We start from the raw sequence: 17,474 nt of genomic DNA, 5'->3' as shown, positions 1-17,474 counted from the left end.
CACTACGCACACGTAGACTGCCCGGGCCACGCCGACTATGTTAAAAACATGATCACCGGTGCTGCGCAGATGGACGGCGCGATCCTGGTTGTTGCTGCGACTGACGGCCCGATGCCGCAGACTCGTGAGCACATCCTGCTGGGTCGTCAGGTAGGCGTTCCGTACATCATCGTGTTCCTGAACAAATGCGACATGGTTGATGACGAAGAGCTGCTGGAACTGGTAGAAATGGAAGTTCGTGAACTTCTGTCTCAGTACGATTTCCCGGGCGACGACACTCCGATCGTTCGTGGTTCTGCTCTGAAAGCGCTGGAAGGCGAAGCAGAGTGGGAAGCGAAAATCATCGAACTGGCTGGCTTCCTGGATTCTTACATCCCAGAACCAGAGCGTGCGATTGACAAGCCGTTCCTGCTGCCTATCGAAGACGTATTCTCCATCTCCGGTCGTGGTACCGTTGTTACCGGTCGTGTAGAGCGCGGTATCATCAAAGTTGGTGAAGAAGTTGAAATCGTTGGTATCAAAGAGACTGCTAAGTCTACCTGTACTGGCGTTGAAATGTTCCGCAAACTGCTGGACGAAGGCCGTGCTGGTGAGAACGTTGGTGTTCTGCTGCGTGGTATCAAGCGTGAAGAAATCGAACGTGGTCAGGTACTGGCTAAGCCGGGCTCTATCAAGCCGCACACCAAGTTCGAATCTGAAGTGTACATTCTGTCCAAAGACGAAGGCGGCCGTCATACTCCGTTCTTCAAAGGCTACCGTCCGCAGTTCTACTTCCGTACTACTGACGTGACTGGTACCATCGAACTGCCGGAAGGCGTAGAGATGGTAATGCCGGGCGACAACATCAAAATGGTTGTTACCCTGATCCACCCAATCGCGATGGATGACGGTCTGCGTTTCGCAATCCGTGAAGGCGGCCGTACTGTTGGTGCGGGCGTTGTTGCCAAAGTAATGAGCTAATTGCCGAATAACATTTGACGCAATGCGCAATAAAAGGGCATCATTTGATGCCCTTTTTGCACGCTTTCACACCAGAACCTGGCTCATCAGTGATTTTTTTTGTCATAATCATTGCTGAGACAGGCTCTGAAGAGGGCGTTTAGTCCGAAACGCACCAGAGCATTTCGGTTTGGATCGCCTCGCTTACGCGGGGTGAAAATGTTTGTAGAATACTTCTGACAGGTTGGTTTATGAGTGCGAATACCGAAGCTCAAGGAAGCGGGCGCGGCCTGGAAGCGATGAAGTGGGTTGTTGTCGCTGTATTGCTGCTTGTAGCTATCGTTGGCAACTACCTCTATCGTGACATGATGCTGCCGCTGCGTGCGCTGGCCGTAGTGATTCTGATTGCCGCAGCGGGTGGTGTCGCGCTGTTGACAACAAAAGGTAAAGCGACCGTTGCTTTTGCCCGTGAAGCGAGAACCGAAGTCCGTAAGGTCATTTGGCCAACTCGCCAGGAAACATTGCACACCACATTAATTGTGGCTGCGGTTACCGCAGTAATGTCACTGATCCTGTGGGGACTGGATGGTATTCTGGTTCGCCTGGTATCCTTTATCACTGGCCTGAGGTTCTAAGATGTCTGAAGCCCCTAAAAAGCGCTGGTACGTCGTTCAGGCGTTTTCCGGTTTTGAAGGCCGCGTAGCCACGTCGCTGCGCGAATATATCAAGTTACAAAATATGGAAGAGCTGTTTGGCGAAGTCATGGTGCCGACCGAAGAAGTGGTCGAAATCCGTGGTGGCCAGCGTCGCAAGAGCGAACGTAAATTCTTCCCGGGCTATGTACTGGTCCAGATGGTGATGAATGACGCAAGCTGGCACCTGGTGCGCAGCGTTCCGCGTGTGATGGGCTTTATCGGCGGTACATCTGACCGTCCGGCGCCGATCAGCGACAAAGAAGTTGATGCGATCATGAACCGTCTGCAGCAGGTTGGCGATAAACCGCGTCCGAAAACGATGTTTGAACCAGGTGAAATGGTTCGCGTTAGTGACGGTCCGTTTGCTGACTTTAACGGCGTGGTTGAAGAAGTGGACTACGAGAAGTCCCGCCTGAAAGTCTCTGTTTCTATCTTCGGTCGTGCGACCCCGGTTGAACTGGACTTTGCCCAGGTAGAAAAAGCCTAACCAGCGATCAAAAAAGCGGCGATTTAATCGTTGCACAAGGCGCGAGATTGGAATACAATTTCGCGCCTTTTGTTTTTATGGACCCTGTCCGTAAAACGAATTTAATCACGGGGAGCCTCCTTGAGGCGCTATAACCCAACTAGAGGAATTTAGAATGGCTAAGAAAGTCCAGGCCTACGTCAAGCTGCAGGTTGCAGCTGGTATGGCTAACCCGAGTCCGCCGGTAGGTCCAGCACTGGGTCAACAAGGCGTGAACATCATGGAATTCTGCAAAGCGTTCAACGCAAAAACTGATTCCATGGAAAAAGGTCTGCCGATCCCGGTTGTTATTACCGTTTACGCTGACCGTTCTTTCACTTTCGTTACCAAAACGCCTCCGGCAGCAGTTCTGCTGAAGAAAGCGGCTGGTATCAAGTCTGGTTCCGGTAAGCCGAACAAAGACAAAGTGGGTAAAATTTCCCGCGCTCAGCTGCAGGAAATCGCGCAGACCAAAGCTGCCGACATGACTGGTTCCGACATTGAAGCGATGACTCGCTCCATTGAAGGTACTGCACGTTCCATGGGCCTGGTAGTGGAGGATTAAGAAATGGCTAAACTGACCAAGCGTATGCGCGTGATCCGTGACAAAGTTGATGCAACTAAACAGTACGACATCAACGAAGCTATTGCTCTGCTGAAAGAGCTGGCCACTGCTAAATTCGTAGAAAGCGTAGACGTTGCCGTTAACCTCGGCATCGATGCTCGTAAATCTGACCAGAACGTACGTGGTGCAACTGTACTGCCGCACGGTACTGGCCGTTCCGTTCGCGTAGCCGTATTTGCCCAGGGCGCAAACGCTGAAGCTGCTAAAGCTGCAGGCGCTGAGCTGGTAGGTATGGAAGATCTGGCTGACCAGATCAAGAAAGGCGAAATGAACTTTGACGTTGTTATTGCTTCCCCGGATGCAATGCGCGTTGTTGGCCAGCTGGGCCAGGTTCTGGGCCCGCGCGGCCTGATGCCAAACCCGAAAGTTGGTACTGTAACCCCTAACGTTGCTGAAGCTGTTAAGAACGCTAAAGCAGGTCAGGTTCGTTACCGTAACGACAAAAACGGCATCATTCACACCACCATCGGTAAAGTGGATTTTGACGCTGACAAACTGAAAGAAAACCTGGAATCTCTGCTGGTTGCGCTGAAAAAAGCGAAACCGACTCAGGCTAAAGGCGTGTACATCAAGAAAGTTAGCATCTCCACCACCATGGGTGCTGGTGTTGCCGTTGATCAGTCCGGTCTGACTGCGACTGTGGCGAACTAATATTCGCCTTTACGTGGGCGGTGATTTTGTCTACAATCTTACCCCCACGTTTCTGCTAATTGCAGACGTATATCCGAGATATTCAGGCTGTGGCAAGGCGACAACTGAGTGAATCGCCAGGAGCATAGTTAACTATGTGACTGGTGTGAACGAAGGCAGTCAACGCCGGCACAGATTGAATAGCGACAGATAGACAAGATTTGTTCGTTGGAGCCTGGCCTATCCAGGCCTCCGTCGAAGACCGCAGGTGTTTCGTAAGAAACTTAATGCCCTGCGTAGACGGTGACAGAACGCTAAGATTATTTCTGATACTCTGGCTTGTTTCTGCTCACCGTATTTAGACGCTCTCTCCGTTGGGAAGAGTGAAGTGAGTTCCGGAACATGAGTTCCGGCAAACATCCAGGAGCAAAGCTAATGGCTTTAAATCTTCAAGACAAACAAGCGATTGTTGCTGAAGTCAGCGAAGTAGCCAAAGGCGCGCTGTCTGCAGTAGTTGCGGATTCCCGTGGCGTAACTGTAGATAAAATGACTGAACTGCGTAAAGCAGGTCGTGAAGCTGGCGTATACATGCGTGTTGTTCGTAACACCCTGCTGCGCCGCGTCGTTGAAGGTACTCAGTTCGAGTGCCTGAAAGACACGTTTGTTGGTCCGACCCTGATTGCATACTCTATGGAACACCCGGGCGCTGCTGCTCGTCTGTTCAAAGAGTTCGCGAAAGCGAATGCAAAATTTGAGGTCAAAGCCGCAGCCTTTGAAGGTGAATTGATCCCGGCATCGCAAATCGATCGCCTGGCAACTCTGCCGACCTACGAAGAAGCAATTGCACGCCTGATGGCAACCATGAAAGAAGCTTCGGCTGGCAAACTGGTTCGTACTCTGGCTGCTGTTCGCGATGCGAAAGAAGCTGCTTAATCGCAGTTATCTTTCTCAAGCATCTGCTTACGTATAAACTTATTCTGATTTTCAGGAACAATTTAAATGTCTATCACTAAAGATCAAATCATTGAAGCAGTATCCGCTATGTCCGTAATGGACGTTGTAGAACTGATCTCTGCAATGGAAGAAAAATTCGGTGTTTCCGCTGCTGCTGCTGTAGCTGTAGCTGCTGGCCCGGCTGAAGCTGCTGAAGAAAAAACTGAATTCGACGTAATTCTGAAAGCTGCTGGCGCTAACAAAGTTGCTGTTATCAAAGCAGTACGTGGCGCAACTGGCCTGGGTCTGAAAGAAGCTAAAGACCTGGTAGAATCTGCTCCGGCTGCCCTGAAAGAAGGCATCAGCAAAGACGACGCAGAAGCACTGAAAAAATCTCTGGAAGAAGCTGGCGCTGAAGTTGAAGTTAAATAAGCCAACTTTTCTGGTTGCAGCCTAAGAAATTAGGCTGATGGCTGGTGACTTTTTAGTCACCAGCCTTTTTGCGCTGTAAGGCGCCAGTAGCATTTCACACTGTTTGACTACTGCTGTGCCTTTCAATGCTTGTTTCTATCGACGTCTTAATATACTGCGACAGAGCATCAGTTCTGTGTAAATCGCAATGAAATGGTTTAAGCGTGATAGCAACAGGCATTGCGGAAAGTATTCGATTTTCCGGTCAACAAAATAGTGTTGCACAAACTGTCCCTTCGTCGGACAGATGGGTCGACTTGTCAGCGAGCTGAGGAACCCTAATGGTTTACTCCTATACCGAGAAAAAACGTATTCGTAAGGATTTTGGTAAACGTCCACAAGTGTTGGACATACCTTATCTCCTTTCTATCCAGCTTGACTCGTTTCAGAAGTTCATCGAGCAAGATCCTGAAGGGCAGTATGGTCTGGAAGCAGCTTTCCGTTCCGTTTTCCCGATTCAGAGCTACAGCGGTAATTCCGAGCTGCAATACGTCAGCTACCGCCTTGGCGAACCGGTGTTTGACGTTCAGGAATGTCAGATCCGTGGCGTGACCTATTCCGCACCGCTGCGCGTAAAACTGCGTCTGGTGATCTACGAGCGCGAAGCGCCGGAAGGCACCGTAAAAGACATTAAAGAACAAGAAGTCTACATGGGCGAAATTCCGCTCATGACTGACAACGGTACCTTTGTAATCAATGGTACTGAGCGTGTTATCGTTTCTCAGCTGCACCGTAGTCCTGGCGTCTTCTTTGACTCCGACAAAGGTAAAACCCACTCTTCGGGTAAAGTACTGTATAACGCGCGCATCATCCCTTACCGTGGTTCCTGGCTGGACTTCGAATTCGATCCGAAGGACAACCTGTTCGTACGTATTGACCGTCGCCGTAAACTGCCTGCGACCATTATTCTGCGTGCACTGAACTACACCACTGAGCAGATCCTTGACCTGTTCTTTGAAAAAGTTGTTTTCGAAATTCGCGACAACAAGCTGCAGATGGAACTGGTGCCGGAACGCCTGCGTGGTGAAACCGCCTCCTTTGACATTGAAGCTAACGGCAAAGTCTACGTCGAAAAAGGCCGCCGCATCACTGCGCGCCACATTCGCCAACTGGAAAAAGACGATATCAAACATATCGAAGTTCCGGTTGAATACATTGCTGGTAAAGTTGCCGCTAAAGACTACGTTGACGAATCTACTGGCGAGCTGATCTGCGCAGCTAACATGGAGCTGAGCCTGGATCTGCTGGCTAAGCTGAGCCAGTCTGGTCACAAGCGTATCGAAACGCTGTTCACTAACGATCTGGACCACGGTCCGTACATTTCTGAAACTGTACGTGTTGACCCAACCAACGATCGTCTGAGCGCACTGGTAGAAATCTACCGCATGATGCGTCCTGGTGAGCCGCCGACTCGTGAAGCTGCTGAAAGCCTGTTCGAGAACCTGTTCTTCTCCGAAGACCGCTATGACCTGTCCGCGGTTGGTCGTATGAAGTTCAACCGTTCTCTGCTGCGCGACGAAATCGAAGGTTCCGGTATCCTGAGCAAAGACGACATCATCGAAGTGATGAAGAAGCTCATTGATATCCGTAACGGTAAAGGCGAAGTCGATGATATCGACCACCTCGGCAACCGTCGTATCCGTTCCGTAGGCGAAATGGCGGAAAACCAGTTCCGCGTTGGCTTGGTACGTGTTGAGCGTGCGGTGAAAGAGCGTCTGTCTCTGGGCGATCTGGATACCCTGATGCCTCAGGATATGATCAACGCCAAGCCGATTTCTGCAGCAGTGAAAGAGTTCTTTGGTTCCAGCCAGCTGTCTCAGTTTATGGACCAGAACAACCCGCTGTCTGAGATTACGCACAAACGTCGTATCTCTGCACTCGGCCCAGGCGGTCTGACCCGTGAACGCGCAGGCTTCGAGGTTCGAGACGTACACCCGACTCACTACGGTCGCGTATGTCCAATCGAAACGCCTGAAGGTCCGAACATCGGTCTGATCAACTCCCTGTCCGTGTATGCACAGACTAACGAATACGGCTTCCTCGAGACTCCGTACCGTAAAGTGACCGACGGTGTTGTAACTGACGAAATTCATTACCTGTCTGCTATCGAAGAAGGCAACTACGTTATCGCTCAGGCGAACTCCAACCTGGATGACGAAGGCCACTTTGTAGAAGATCTGGTTACCTGCCGTAGCAAAGGCGAATCCAGCTTGTTCAGCCGCGACCAGGTTGACTACATGGACGTATCCACCCAGCAGGTGGTATCCGTCGGTGCGTCCCTGATCCCGTTCCTGGAACACGATGACGCCAACCGTGCATTGATGGGTGCGAACATGCAACGTCAGGCGGTTCCGACTCTGCGCGCTGATAAGCCGCTGGTTGGTACCGGTATGGAACGTGCTGTTGCCGTTGACTCCGGTGTTACTGCAGTTGCTAAACGTGGCGGTACTGTTCAGTACGTGGATGCTTCCCGTATCGTTATCAAAGTTAACGAAGACGAGATGTACCCGGGCGAAGCAGGTATCGACATTTATAACCTGACCAAATACACCCGTTCTAACCAGAACACCTGTATCAACCAGATGCCTTGTGTATCTCTGGGCGAGCCGGTTGAACGTGGTGATGTGCTGGCAGACGGTCCGTCCACCGACCTCGGTGAACTGGCGCTGGGTCAGAACATGCGCGTGGCATTCATGCCATGGAATGGTTACAACTTCGAAGACTCCATCCTCGTATCCGAGCGTGTTGTCCAGGAAGACCGTTTCACTACCATCCACATTCAGGAACTGGCATGTGTGTCCCGTGACACCAAGCTGGGGCCAGAAGAGATCACCGCTGACATCCCGAACGTGGGTGAAGCTGCGCTCTCCAAACTGGATGAATCCGGTATCGTTTATATCGGTGCGGAAGTGACCGGTGGCGACATTCTGGTTGGTAAGGTAACGCCGAAAGGTGAAACCCAGCTGACGCCAGAAGAGAAGCTGCTGCGTGCAATCTTCGGTGAGAAAGCGTCTGACGTTAAAGACTCTTCTCTGCGCGTGCCAAACGGTGTTTCCGGTACGATTATCGACGTTCAGGTCTTTACTCGCGATGGCGTAGAAAAAGACAAACGTGCGCTGGAAATCGAAGAGATGCAGCTGAAGCAGGCGAAAAAAGACCTGTCTGAAGAACTGCAGATCCTCGAAGCGGGCCTGTTCAGCCGTATCTACGCTGTGCTGGTTTCCGGTGGTGTTGAAGCTGAGAAGCTCGACAAACTGCCGCGTGACCGCTGGTTAGAACTCGGCCTGACCGACGAAGAGAAACAAAATCAGCTGGAACAACTGGCTGAGCAGTACGACGAACTGAAACACGAATTCGAGAAAAAACTCGAAGCGAAACGCCGTAAAATCACTCAGGGCGACGATCTGGCACCGGGCGTGCTGAAGATTGTTAAGGTTTATCTGGCGGTTAAACGTCGGATCCAGCCTGGTGATAAGATGGCAGGTCGTCACGGTAACAAGGGTGTAATCTCTAAGATCAACCCGATCGAAGATATGCCACACGATGCTAACGGTACGCCGGTAGATATCGTACTGAACCCGCTGGGCGTACCATCGCGTATGAACATCGGTCAGATCCTTGAAACCCACCTGGGTATGGCTGCAAAAGGTATTGGCGATAAGATCAATGCCATGCTGAAACAGCAGCAGGAAGTCGCGAAACTGCGCGAGTTCATCCAGCGTGCTTACGATCTGGGTTCAGATGTTCGTCAGAAAGTTGACCTGAATACCTTCAGCGATGAAGAAGTTCTGCGTCTGGCTGAAAACTTGAAAAAAGGTATGCCGATCGCAACGCCGGTATTCGACGGTGCGAAAGAGTCTGAAATCAAGGAACTGTTACAGCTGGGTGGCCTGCCGACTTCCGGTCAGATCACACTGTTCGACGGTCGTACCGGTGAGCAGTTCGAGCGCCAGGTTACCGTTGGCTACATGTACATGCTGAAACTGAACCACCTGGTTGATGACAAGATGCATGCGCGTTCTACCGGTTCTTACAGCCTGGTTACTCAGCAGCCGCTGGGTGGTAAGGCGCAGTTCGGTGGTCAGCGCTTCGGGGAGATGGAAGTGTGGGCGCTGGAAGCATATGGCGCAGCATACACCCTGCAGGAAATGCTCACCGTTAAGTCTGATGACGTGAACGGTCGTACTAAGATGTATAAAAACATCGTGGACGGCAACCATCAGATGGAACCAGGCATGCCGGAATCCTTCAACGTACTGTTGAAAGAGATTCGTTCGCTGGGTATCAACATCGAGCTGGAAGACGAGTAACTCTCGATCAAACAGGTCACTGGTGCTGGCGTAACAGCCAGCGCCAGATTGTGCTAACTCCGACGGGAGCAAATCCGTGAAAGATTTATTAAAGTTTCTGAAAGCGCAGACTAAAACCGAAGAGTTTGATGCGATCAAAATTGCTCTGGCCTCGCCAGACATGATCCGTTCATGGTCTTTCGGTGAAGTTAAGAAGCCGGAAACCATCAACTACCGTACGTTCAAACCTGAACGTGACGGCCTTTTCTGCGCCCGTATCTTTGGGCCGGTAAAAGACTACGAGTGCCTGTGCGGTAAGTACAAGCGCCTGAAACACCGTGGTGTGATCTGTGAGAAGTGCGGCGTTGAAGTGACCCAGACTAAAGTACGCCGTGAGCGTATGGGCCACATCGAGCTGGCGTCTCCGACTGCCCACATCTGGTTCCTGAAATCTCTGCCGTCCCGTATCGGCCTGCTGCTTGATATGCCGCTGCGCGATATCGAGCGCGTACTGTACTTCGAATCTTATGTAGTTATCGAAGGCGGTATGACTAACCTGGAACGTCAACAGATCCTGACTGAAGAGCAGTATCTGGACGCGCTGGAAGAGTTCGGTGACGAATTCGACGCGAAGATGGGTGCGGAAGCTATCCAGGCTCTGCTGAAAAGCATGGATCTGGAGCAAGAGTGTGAAACTCTGCGCGAAGAGCTGAACGAAACCAACTCCGAAACCAAGCGTAAGAAGCTGACCAAGCGTATCAAACTGCTGGAAGCCTTCGTACAGTCTGGCAACAAGCCAGAGTGGATGATCCTGACCGTTCTGCCGGTTCTGCCGCCAGATCTGCGTCCGCTGGTTCCGCTGGATGGTGGTCGTTTCGCAACGTCGGATCTGAACGATCTGTATCGTCGCGTTATCAACCGTAACAACCGTCTGAAGCGTCTGCTGGATCTGGCTGCGCCGGACATCATCGTACGCAACGAAAAACGTATGCTGCAGGAAGCGGTTGACGCCCTGCTGGATAACGGTCGTCGCGGTCGTGCGATCACCGGTTCTAACAAACGTCCTCTGAAATCTTTGGCCGACATGATCAAAGGTAAGCAGGGTCGTTTCCGTCAGAACCTGCTCGGTAAGCGTGTTGACTACTCCGGTCGTTCTGTAATCACCGTAGGTCCATACCTGCGTCTGCATCAGTGCGGTCTGCCGAAGAAAATGGCACTGGAACTGTTCAAACCGTTCATCTACGGCAAGCTGGAACTGCGTGGCCTGGCCACCACCATCAAAGCCGCTAAGAAAATGGTTGAGCGTGAAGAAGCTGTCGTTTGGGATATCCTGGACGAAGTTATCCGCGAACACCCGGTACTGCTGAACCGTGCACCAACACTGCACCGTCTGGGTATCCAGGCATTTGAACCGGTACTGATCGAAGGTAAAGCTATCCAGCTGCACCCGCTGGTTTGTGCGGCATATAACGCCGACTTCGATGGTGACCAGATGGCTGTTCACGTACCGCTGACGCTGGAAGCCCAGCTCGAAGCGCGTGCGCTGATGATGTCTACCAACAACATCCTGTCTCCGGCGAACGGCGAGCCTATCATCGTTCCGTCTCAGGACGTTGTATTGGGTCTGTACTACATGACCCGTGACTGTGTTAACGCCAAAGGCGAAGGCATGGTGCTGACTGGCCCGAAAGAAGCTGAGCGTATCTATCGCGCAGGTCTGGCCTCTCTGCATGCGCGCGTTAAAGTGCGTATCACCGAATACGAAAAAGATGAAAACGGCGAATTCGTTGCGAAAACCAGCCTGAAAGACACGACCGTTGGCCGTGCCATTCTGTGGATGATCGTACCGAAAGGTCTGCCTTTCTCCATCGTCAACCAGGCGCTGGGCAAGAAAGCTATCTCCAAAATGCTGAACACCTGTTACCGCATTTTGGGCCTGAAGCCGACAGTTATCTTCGCTGACCAGACAATGTACACCGGCTTTGCATATGCAGCGCGTTCAGGTGCATCTGTTGGTATTGATGACATGGTCATCCCAGAGAAGAAACACGAGATCATCTCTGAAGCGGAAGCTGAAGTTGCTGAGATCCAGGAGCAGTTCCAGTCTGGTCTGGTAACCGCGGGCGAACGCTATAACAAAGTTATCGATATCTGGGCTGCGGCGAACGATCGTGTATCCAAAGCGATGATGGATAACCTGCAAACCGAAACCGTTATTAACCGTGACGGCGTAGAAGAGCAGCAGGTTTCCTTCAACAGCATCTACATGATGGCCGACTCCGGTGCGCGTGGTTCCGCAGCACAGATTCGTCAGCTGGCTGGTATGCGTGGTCTGATGGCGAAGCCAGATGGCTCCATCATCGAAACGCCAATCACCGCGAACTTCCGTGAAGGTCTGAACGTACTCCAGTACTTCATCTCTACTCACGGTGCTCGTAAAGGTCTGGCGGATACCGCACTGAAAACAGCGAACTCCGGTTATCTGACTCGTCGTCTGGTTGACGTCGCGCAGGACCTGGTTGTTACTGAAGACGATTGCGGCACTCTGGAAGGCATCACCATGACCCCGGTTATCGAGGGTGGTGACGTTAAAGAGCCGCTGCGCGATCGCGTTCTGGGTCGTGTAACTGCTGAAGACGTTCTGAAGCCGGGTACGGCGGATATTCTGGTTCCACGCAACACGCTGCTGCACGAACAGTGGTGTGATCTGCTGGAAGAGAACTCCGTTGACTCTGTTAAAGTCCGTTCCGTTGTATCTTGTGACACCGACTTTGGTGTATGTGCGCACTGCTACGGTCGTGACCTGGCGCGTGGCCACATCATCAACAAAGGTGAAGCAATCGGCGTTATCGCGGCACAGTCCATCGGTGAACCGGGTACACAGCTGACGATGCGTACGTTCCACATCGGTGGTGCGGCATCTCGTGCGGCTGCTGAATCCAGCATCCAGGTGAAAAACAAAGGTAGCATCCGTCTGAGCAATGCGAAGTCGGTTGTGAACTCCAGCGGTAAACTGGTTATCACCTCACGTAACACCGAACTGAAACTGATCGACGAATTCGGTCGTACCAAAGAAAGCTATAAAGTGCCTTACGGCTCCGTTATGGCGAAAGGTGATGGCGAACAGGTTGCTGGCGGCGAAACCGTAGCAAACTGGGATCCGCACACCATGCCGGTTATCACCGAAGTGAGTGGTTTCGTCCGCTTCACTGACATGATCGACGGCCAGACCATTACTCGTCAGACCGACGAGCTGACCGGTCTGTCTTCTCTGGTGGTTCTGGATTCTGCAGAGCGTACTGCGGGTGGTAAAGACCTGCGTCCGGCACTGAAAATTGTTGATGCTCAGGGCAACGACGTTCTGATCCCAGGCACCGATATGCCTGCTCAGTACTTCCTGCCGGGTAAAGCGATTGTTCAGCTGGAAGATGGCGTACAGATCAGCTCTGGTGACACCCTGGCGCGTGTACCGCAGGAATCCGGCGGTACCAAGGATATCACCGGTGGTCTGCCGCGCGTTGCGGACCTGTTCGAAGCTCGTCGTCCGAAAGAGCCGGCAATCCTGGCTGAAATCAGCGGCATCATTTCCTTCGGTAAAGAAACCAAAGGTAAACGTCGTCTGGTTATCACTCCGGTAGACGGTAGCGAACCTTACGAAGAGATGATTCCGAAATGGCGTCAGCTCAACGTGTTCGAAGGTGAACGTGTAGAACGTGGTGACGTTGTTTCCGACGGTCCGGAAGCGCCGCACGACATCCTGCGTCTGCGTGGTGTACATGCTGTAACTCGTTACATCGTTAACGAAGTTCAGGACGTATACCGTCTGCAGGGTGTTAAGATTAACGATAAACACATCGAAGTTATCGTTCGTCAGATGCTGCGTAAAGCCACCATCGAAAACGCTGGTAGCTCCGACTTCCTGGAAGGCGAGCAGGTTGAATACTCCCGCGTCAAGATCGCTAACCGCGAGCTGGAAGCGAACGGCAAAGTGGGTGCAACGTTCTCCCGCGATCTGCTGGGTATCACCAAAGCGTCTCTGGCAACCGAGTCCTTCATCTCTGCAGCATCGTTCCAGGAAACCACGCGTGTCCTGACCGAAGCAGCTGTTGCAGGTAAACGTGATGAACTGCGCGGTCTGAAAGAGAACGTCATCGTGGGTCGTCTGATCCCGGCAGGTACCGGTTATGCGTACCACCAGGATCGTATGCGCCGTCGCGCAGCGGGCGAACTGCCAGCTGCACCGCAGGTAACTGCTGAAGATGCGTCTGCCAGCCTGGCAGAACTGCTGAACGCAGGCCTGGGCGGTTCTGACAACGATTAAGCGTTGCCGACCACAATAAAAAACCCGCTTCGGCGGGTTTTTTTATGTCTATGTTTATGCCGCCTGATAGCGCGGTGCTTATCAGGCCTACGAAGTCATCAGGCTGTATCATTAATTTACCGGTGGTAACCGCCGATAAAGCTCAATCATATCGCCGGCCAGATCCTGAATCACCATGGCATTCATCAGGTGGTCCTGCGAATGGACGGTGATGAGATTGACCGGTAGTTTGCCAGTGCCTTCGTCGATTCCAATTAGTTGGGTCTGGATTTTGTGCGCCTGTTTGACGTACTCGCGTGATTCCTTCATCGCTTGTTCTGCTCCGGCGAAATCTCCTTTACGCGCCAGTTGCAATGCCGTCAGGGCCTGGCTGCGTGCAGCGCCAGCGTTGACCAATAATTCCATGATGATCGTTTCTAACTCTTCCATGCCATCACTCCAGTAGTTTCAGCGCTTTGTCCAGTACCGCATCGCCTTTCATCATGCCGTAATCCATCATGTCGATAACGGCGACTTTTTTGCCTAGTGGGTCGGCGATCGCCTGTAGCTTTGCCTGTTCGTACTTAACCTGTGGGCCGAGCAAAACGATATCCGCTGTAGCGATATTCTCTTCAAACTCGGCCACCGGGACGGCTTTGATAGTGACGTCGACGCCTTTTTTCTGGGCGGCATCTTTCATCCTTTGCACCAGCATGCTGGTGGACATTCCGGCGGCACAGCATAAAACGATGTTTTTCATAAGCAGTCTCGATCAACATGTGTGAGTTGATAATTATCGCGAGCCAGCTATAGCAACAACTGCTTTGCAACGATTGTGTGCAAGGCATCACAAAGAAAGCCGCTTTTTCTGAAACCGGTTACAAAAAGAGGCCAAACTCTGCGATCTGGACCGGGGCCAGCGGCTTTTTGGCACACTTATCACATGCTGGAATATATAATTACTGTCAATAAAGACATGTTATAAAAAACAGTATTGACAGCGTTTTTTAAACCAGTATGTTAATACTTAACAGCGGAGAAATTGTAGTTTGCTGTTAACGTAGTAAGTGTTAGTAGAGCTTGATTGGGGTTTGCGATAAAGGCCACGAAGTATTTTTTGTATGGGATAGTCGATGTTGAAAACGCTATTTTTTCACCTCGACAATGCTTTCAGGCCACGTAGTTGATATATCTAATCGCAAAAAATCAGTAAAACGCGACGATGTAACGCCATGATTTGATAGTAAATGTTCGTGATTTCTTCTTTTTTGGTTATCACGAGGGAAATAAGGCAACGCATCAAAGAGTATATGTCGCGAGGGGAAGTGTACTTGTTTAGGTCACCAGCCTTGAGTTCTATTATCAAGCGGGTGGAATGTGTTTAACGGTAAATAGAGGAAGGCTTTAGTTAGTATCAATATCCAATATTATCTATAGTAAACGTGTACATTTTAAAGTAGTACCATCAGCAGTATTAAATCGTTAAGTTTATTAATGTTAAATTTGAAGTGTGTAGTAACGTAAAGCCCTGACTGCAATAGTCGGGGCTTTTGTTCATTGTAGATCAAGCTGTTATCCTGGATGCTTGGCCGCGATGGTTCAAAATTGCATCACTCAGTGGGTATTAAAAAAATTAATGCTTGCTTAATGATTAGAAGTAGGGCTACTATAGCGACATCGGTTTGGAACACAGACCTTATGCAAGCAGTTTTAGTAAAGCAGTTCTCAGTTCAAGCGTTATCCTCAGATACTCTTCTTCATGAGCCTCCTCCCTAAGTGCCCCATAAGTTAATTTCTGCAAAACAGGCCATCTTCGCTGCATATGCGGCTCAAAAACATGAAAGGAAGTATCTATGTCTAACAAAATGACTGGTTTAGTAAAATGGTTTAACTCTGATAAAGGCTTCGGCTTTATCACTCCTCAGGATGGTAGCAAGGATGTGTTTGTGCATTTCTCCGCTATCCAGAGTAACGATTTTAAAACATTAGACGAAGGTCAAAAGGTGGAGTTCTCCGTGGAGAATGGCGCTAAAGGCCCGTCTGCTGTTAACGTTGTCGCGCTGTAAACGCCGATAATTTCACGAACGCTTACGATAGCGATGAAGGCCAGAGCCTGAGCAGTTAAGTGCCAGTGAAGAAAAAACCCGCGAAAGCGGGTTTTTTTGTTTATGCGATCGCTCCTGAGTTACGGTAGCTGTGAAGCGCGCCCCAGATAGCTGTCCCAGTCTTTCCACACGGGCTGTAAACCCTGGGCCATGAGTGCTTCAGCAACGGCTTCTGGGCGACGATCGTCGTGCGGGGAGAACTGTTCCAGTTCGGGGTGGTTATCGGCATAACCACCGGGCTGGGTTTTTGAGAAGGCGCTGACGTTGTTGATCGCCAACGGGATCACATGGTCACGAAACCATGGTGATTCGCGGGTGGAGAGCGAAAGCTCGATTTCCGGCGCCAGTAAACGAAACGCGCAAATGGTCTGGACCAGCTGTCGCTCGTCCATGATTGATGCTGGCTCAACGCCTCCGGTGCATGGGCGCAGGCGAGGGAAGGAGATGGAGTAACGGCTCTGCCAGTAATGCTGCTGCATCCACAGCAGATGCTCAGCCACCATATAGCAATCAACTCGCCAACTGTCAGACAAACCAATTAACGCGCCAAGACCGATTTTGTCGATCCCTGCGCGGCCCAGCCTGTCCGGCGTTTCCAGGCGCCAGAAGAAATCCTGCTTTTTCCCTTTTAAATGGTGACGAGCGTAAGTTGCCTCATGGTAGCTCTCCTGATACACCATCACGCCATCCAGCCCCAGCGTCTTCAGCTCTGCATATTCAGCCTCTGACAACGGCTGTACCTCCATCTGTAAAGAGGCGAACTGGCGGCGAATGGCAGGCAAATGGCGACGAAAGTAATCCATCCCCACTTTTGCCTGATGTTCACCGGTGACCAGTAGCAGATGCTCAAAACCCAACTCACGGATAGCCGCACACTCCCGTGTTATCTCATCTTCGTCCAGCGTTTTGCGTTTGATACGGTTGCTCATCGAAAAACCGCAGTAGGTGCAGTCGTTGGCGCAAAGGTTGGAGAGATACAACGGCACGTAAAAGCTCACCGTGTTACCAAAACGCTGGCGGGTGAGCTTTTGCGCCCGCTGCGCCAGCGGCTCCAGATAGTCGGCTGCGGCAGGAGAGAGTAACGCCATCAGATCGTCGCGGCTAAGCTGCGAACCCTTGAGCGCGCGCTCCACGTCAGCGGCGGTTTTACCGTTGATGCGCAGGCGGATGTCGTCCCAGTCCAGCTGTCGCCAGCGGTCGCTGAACGTTTTCATGCGAAGGCCTCCAGGAATCCGGTTAACGGGCTGGTGGGACTTGCCTGCGAACTTTTGCTTCCTGGTACCGCCTGGCGTGCCAGCAAGCCAGCTTCAACGGCCAGACGGAAGGCGGTTGCCATCATCACCGGGCTGTCGGCTACCGCGATTGCCGTATTGACCAACACCGCGTCGGCGCCCATTTCCAGCGCCTGCGTGGCGTGGCTGGGGACGCCGATGCCTGCATCAACCACCACCGGCACGGTCGCCTGTTGGATAATAATCTCCAGCATCGCTTTGGTTTCCAGCCCCTGATTAGAGCCGATTGGCGCGCCGAGCGGCATCACCGCCGAACAGCCTACTTCTTCCAGCCGTTTGCACAACACCGGGTCAGCGCCACAGTAAGGCAGCACCACGAAACCCTGTTTCACCAGTGCTTCTGCGGCTTTCAATGTTTCGATCGGGTCGGGTAACAGCCAGCGGGCGTCCGGGTGGATTTCTAATTTCAGCCAGTTTGTGCCCAACGCTTCACGCGCCAGGTGGGCGGCAAAAATCGCCTCTTCAGCGGTTTTTGCCCCCGAAGTGTTGGGCAACAGCGTCACACCAGCTTCTACCAGCGGCGCCAGAATGGCATCGTTGTGCTGACGTAAGTCCACGCGCTTCATGGCCAGTGTCACCAGTTGGCTGCCGGAGGCGCGAATCGCCTCGACCATCAGCTGCGATGAGGCAAATTTTCCGGTGCCGGTGAACAGATGCGAATCAAACGTTTTGTCGGCAATACGTAACATA

General features: G+C 51.8%; 14 protein-coding genes. 10 read left to right on the top strand and 4 right to left on the bottom strand.

Translation table 11 applies throughout. The features are described 5' to 3' along the window. The 9 genes from tuf to rpoC all read left to right on the top strand — a co-directional run. Window positions 1-960, top strand: a 960-nt coding sequence (gene tuf / locus OGY83_RS17605; RefSeq protein WP_286635924.1) for an elongation factor Tu, incomplete at its 5' end; no start/stop codon positions are given. 230 nt (window positions 961-1,190) lie between these two features. Next, window positions 1,191-1,574 (top strand): preprotein translocase subunit SecE, encoded by a 384-nt coding sequence (gene secE, locus OGY83_RS17600; RefSeq protein ID WP_003033128.1) that lies wholly within the window; start codon window positions 1,191-1,193, stop codon window positions 1,572-1,574. Between the two features lies 1 nt (window position 1,575). Then, window positions 1,576-2,121, top strand: a complete 546-nt coding sequence (nusG, locus tag OGY83_RS17595; RefSeq protein WP_003033125.1) for a transcription termination/antitermination protein NusG — start codon at window positions 1,576-1,578, stop codon at window positions 2,119-2,121. 154 nt (window positions 2,122-2,275) lie between these two features. Next, window positions 2,276-2,704, top strand: a complete 429-nt coding sequence (gene rplK, locus OGY83_RS17590) for a 50S ribosomal protein L11 (RefSeq protein ID WP_003033122.1) — start codon at window positions 2,276-2,278, stop codon at window positions 2,702-2,704. Between the two features lie 3 nt (window positions 2,705-2,707). Beyond that, window positions 2,708-3,415, top strand: coding sequence for a 50S ribosomal protein L1 (gene rplA, locus OGY83_RS17585; protein WP_003033119.1), 708 nt, complete (start codon window positions 2,708-2,710; stop codon window positions 3,413-3,415). Window positions 3,416-3,829: 414 nt separating this feature from the next. Next, entirely contained in the window at window positions 3,830-4,327 is a 498-nt protein-coding gene (gene rplJ / locus OGY83_RS17580; RefSeq protein WP_001207203.1) for a 50S ribosomal protein L10, read from the top strand. 66 nt (window positions 4,328-4,393) lie between these two features. Continuing rightward, entirely contained in the window at window positions 4,394-4,759 is a 366-nt protein-coding gene (gene rplL, locus OGY83_RS17575) for a 50S ribosomal protein L7/L12 (protein ID WP_003033114.1), read from the top strand. A gap of 320 nt (window positions 4,760-5,079) precedes the next feature. Beyond that, a complete protein-coding gene (gene rpoB, locus OGY83_RS17570; RefSeq protein WP_003033111.1) occupies window positions 5,080-9,108 on the top strand; it encodes a DNA-directed RNA polymerase subunit beta in 4,029 nt (1,342 codons plus the stop codon). A 76-nt stretch (window positions 9,109-9,184) separates the two neighbouring features. Continuing rightward, window positions 9,185-13,408, top strand: coding sequence for a DNA-directed RNA polymerase subunit beta' (gene rpoC, locus OGY83_RS17565; RefSeq protein WP_005132891.1), 4,224 nt, complete (start codon window positions 9,185-9,187; stop codon window positions 13,406-13,408). A gap of 111 nt (window positions 13,409-13,519) precedes the next feature. Here rpoC and OGY83_RS17560 read toward each other — a convergent pair whose 3' ends face one another. Both OGY83_RS17560 and OGY83_RS17555 read right to left on the bottom strand, forming a co-directional pair. Beyond that, complete coding sequence (locus tag OGY83_RS17560) at window positions 13,520-13,837, bottom strand: PTS lactose/cellobiose transporter subunit IIA (protein WP_079940067.1); 318 nt, start codon at window positions 13,835-13,837, stop codon at window positions 13,520-13,522. 4 nt (window positions 13,838-13,841) lie between these two features. Continuing rightward, on the bottom strand, window positions 13,842-14,147 hold the full coding sequence (locus OGY83_RS17555; protein ID WP_003033102.1) for a PTS sugar transporter subunit IIB: 306 nt from the start codon (window positions 14,145-14,147) through the stop codon (window positions 13,842-13,844). A gap of 1,093 nt (window positions 14,148-15,240) precedes the next feature. Between OGY83_RS17555 and cspG the strand changes: the two genes are divergently transcribed. Then, window positions 15,241-15,453 (top strand): cold shock protein CspG, encoded by a 213-nt coding sequence (gene cspG, locus OGY83_RS17550; protein WP_003033098.1) that lies wholly within the window; start codon window positions 15,241-15,243, stop codon window positions 15,451-15,453. A gap of 119 nt (window positions 15,454-15,572) precedes the next feature. On the opposite strand, the gene thiH is transcribed toward cspG, so the two are convergent. Further along, the gene (thiH, locus tag OGY83_RS17545; RefSeq protein WP_194213056.1) at window positions 15,573-16,706 is read right to left on the bottom strand and encodes a 2-iminoacetate synthase ThiH; all 1,134 of its coding nucleotides are present in this window, start codon (window positions 16,704-16,706) and stop codon (window positions 15,573-15,575) included. Further along, entirely contained in the window at window positions 16,703-17,473 is a 771-nt protein-coding gene (gene thiG / locus OGY83_RS17540; RefSeq protein ID WP_286636443.1) for a thiazole synthase, read from the bottom strand. The genes thiH and thiG overlap by 4 nt, the downstream gene beginning before the upstream one ends. Window position 17,474 lies beyond the last annotated feature (1 nt).

Origin of the sequence: Citrobacter sp. Cpo090, from assembly GCF_030332665.1 — a bacterium.
Lineage (GTDB): Bacteria > Pseudomonadota > Gammaproteobacteria > Enterobacterales > Enterobacteriaceae > Citrobacter > Citrobacter portucalensis.
The sequence above is the reverse complement of the archived record's forward strand: the minus strand, read 5'-3'. Positions and strand labels throughout refer to the sequence as shown.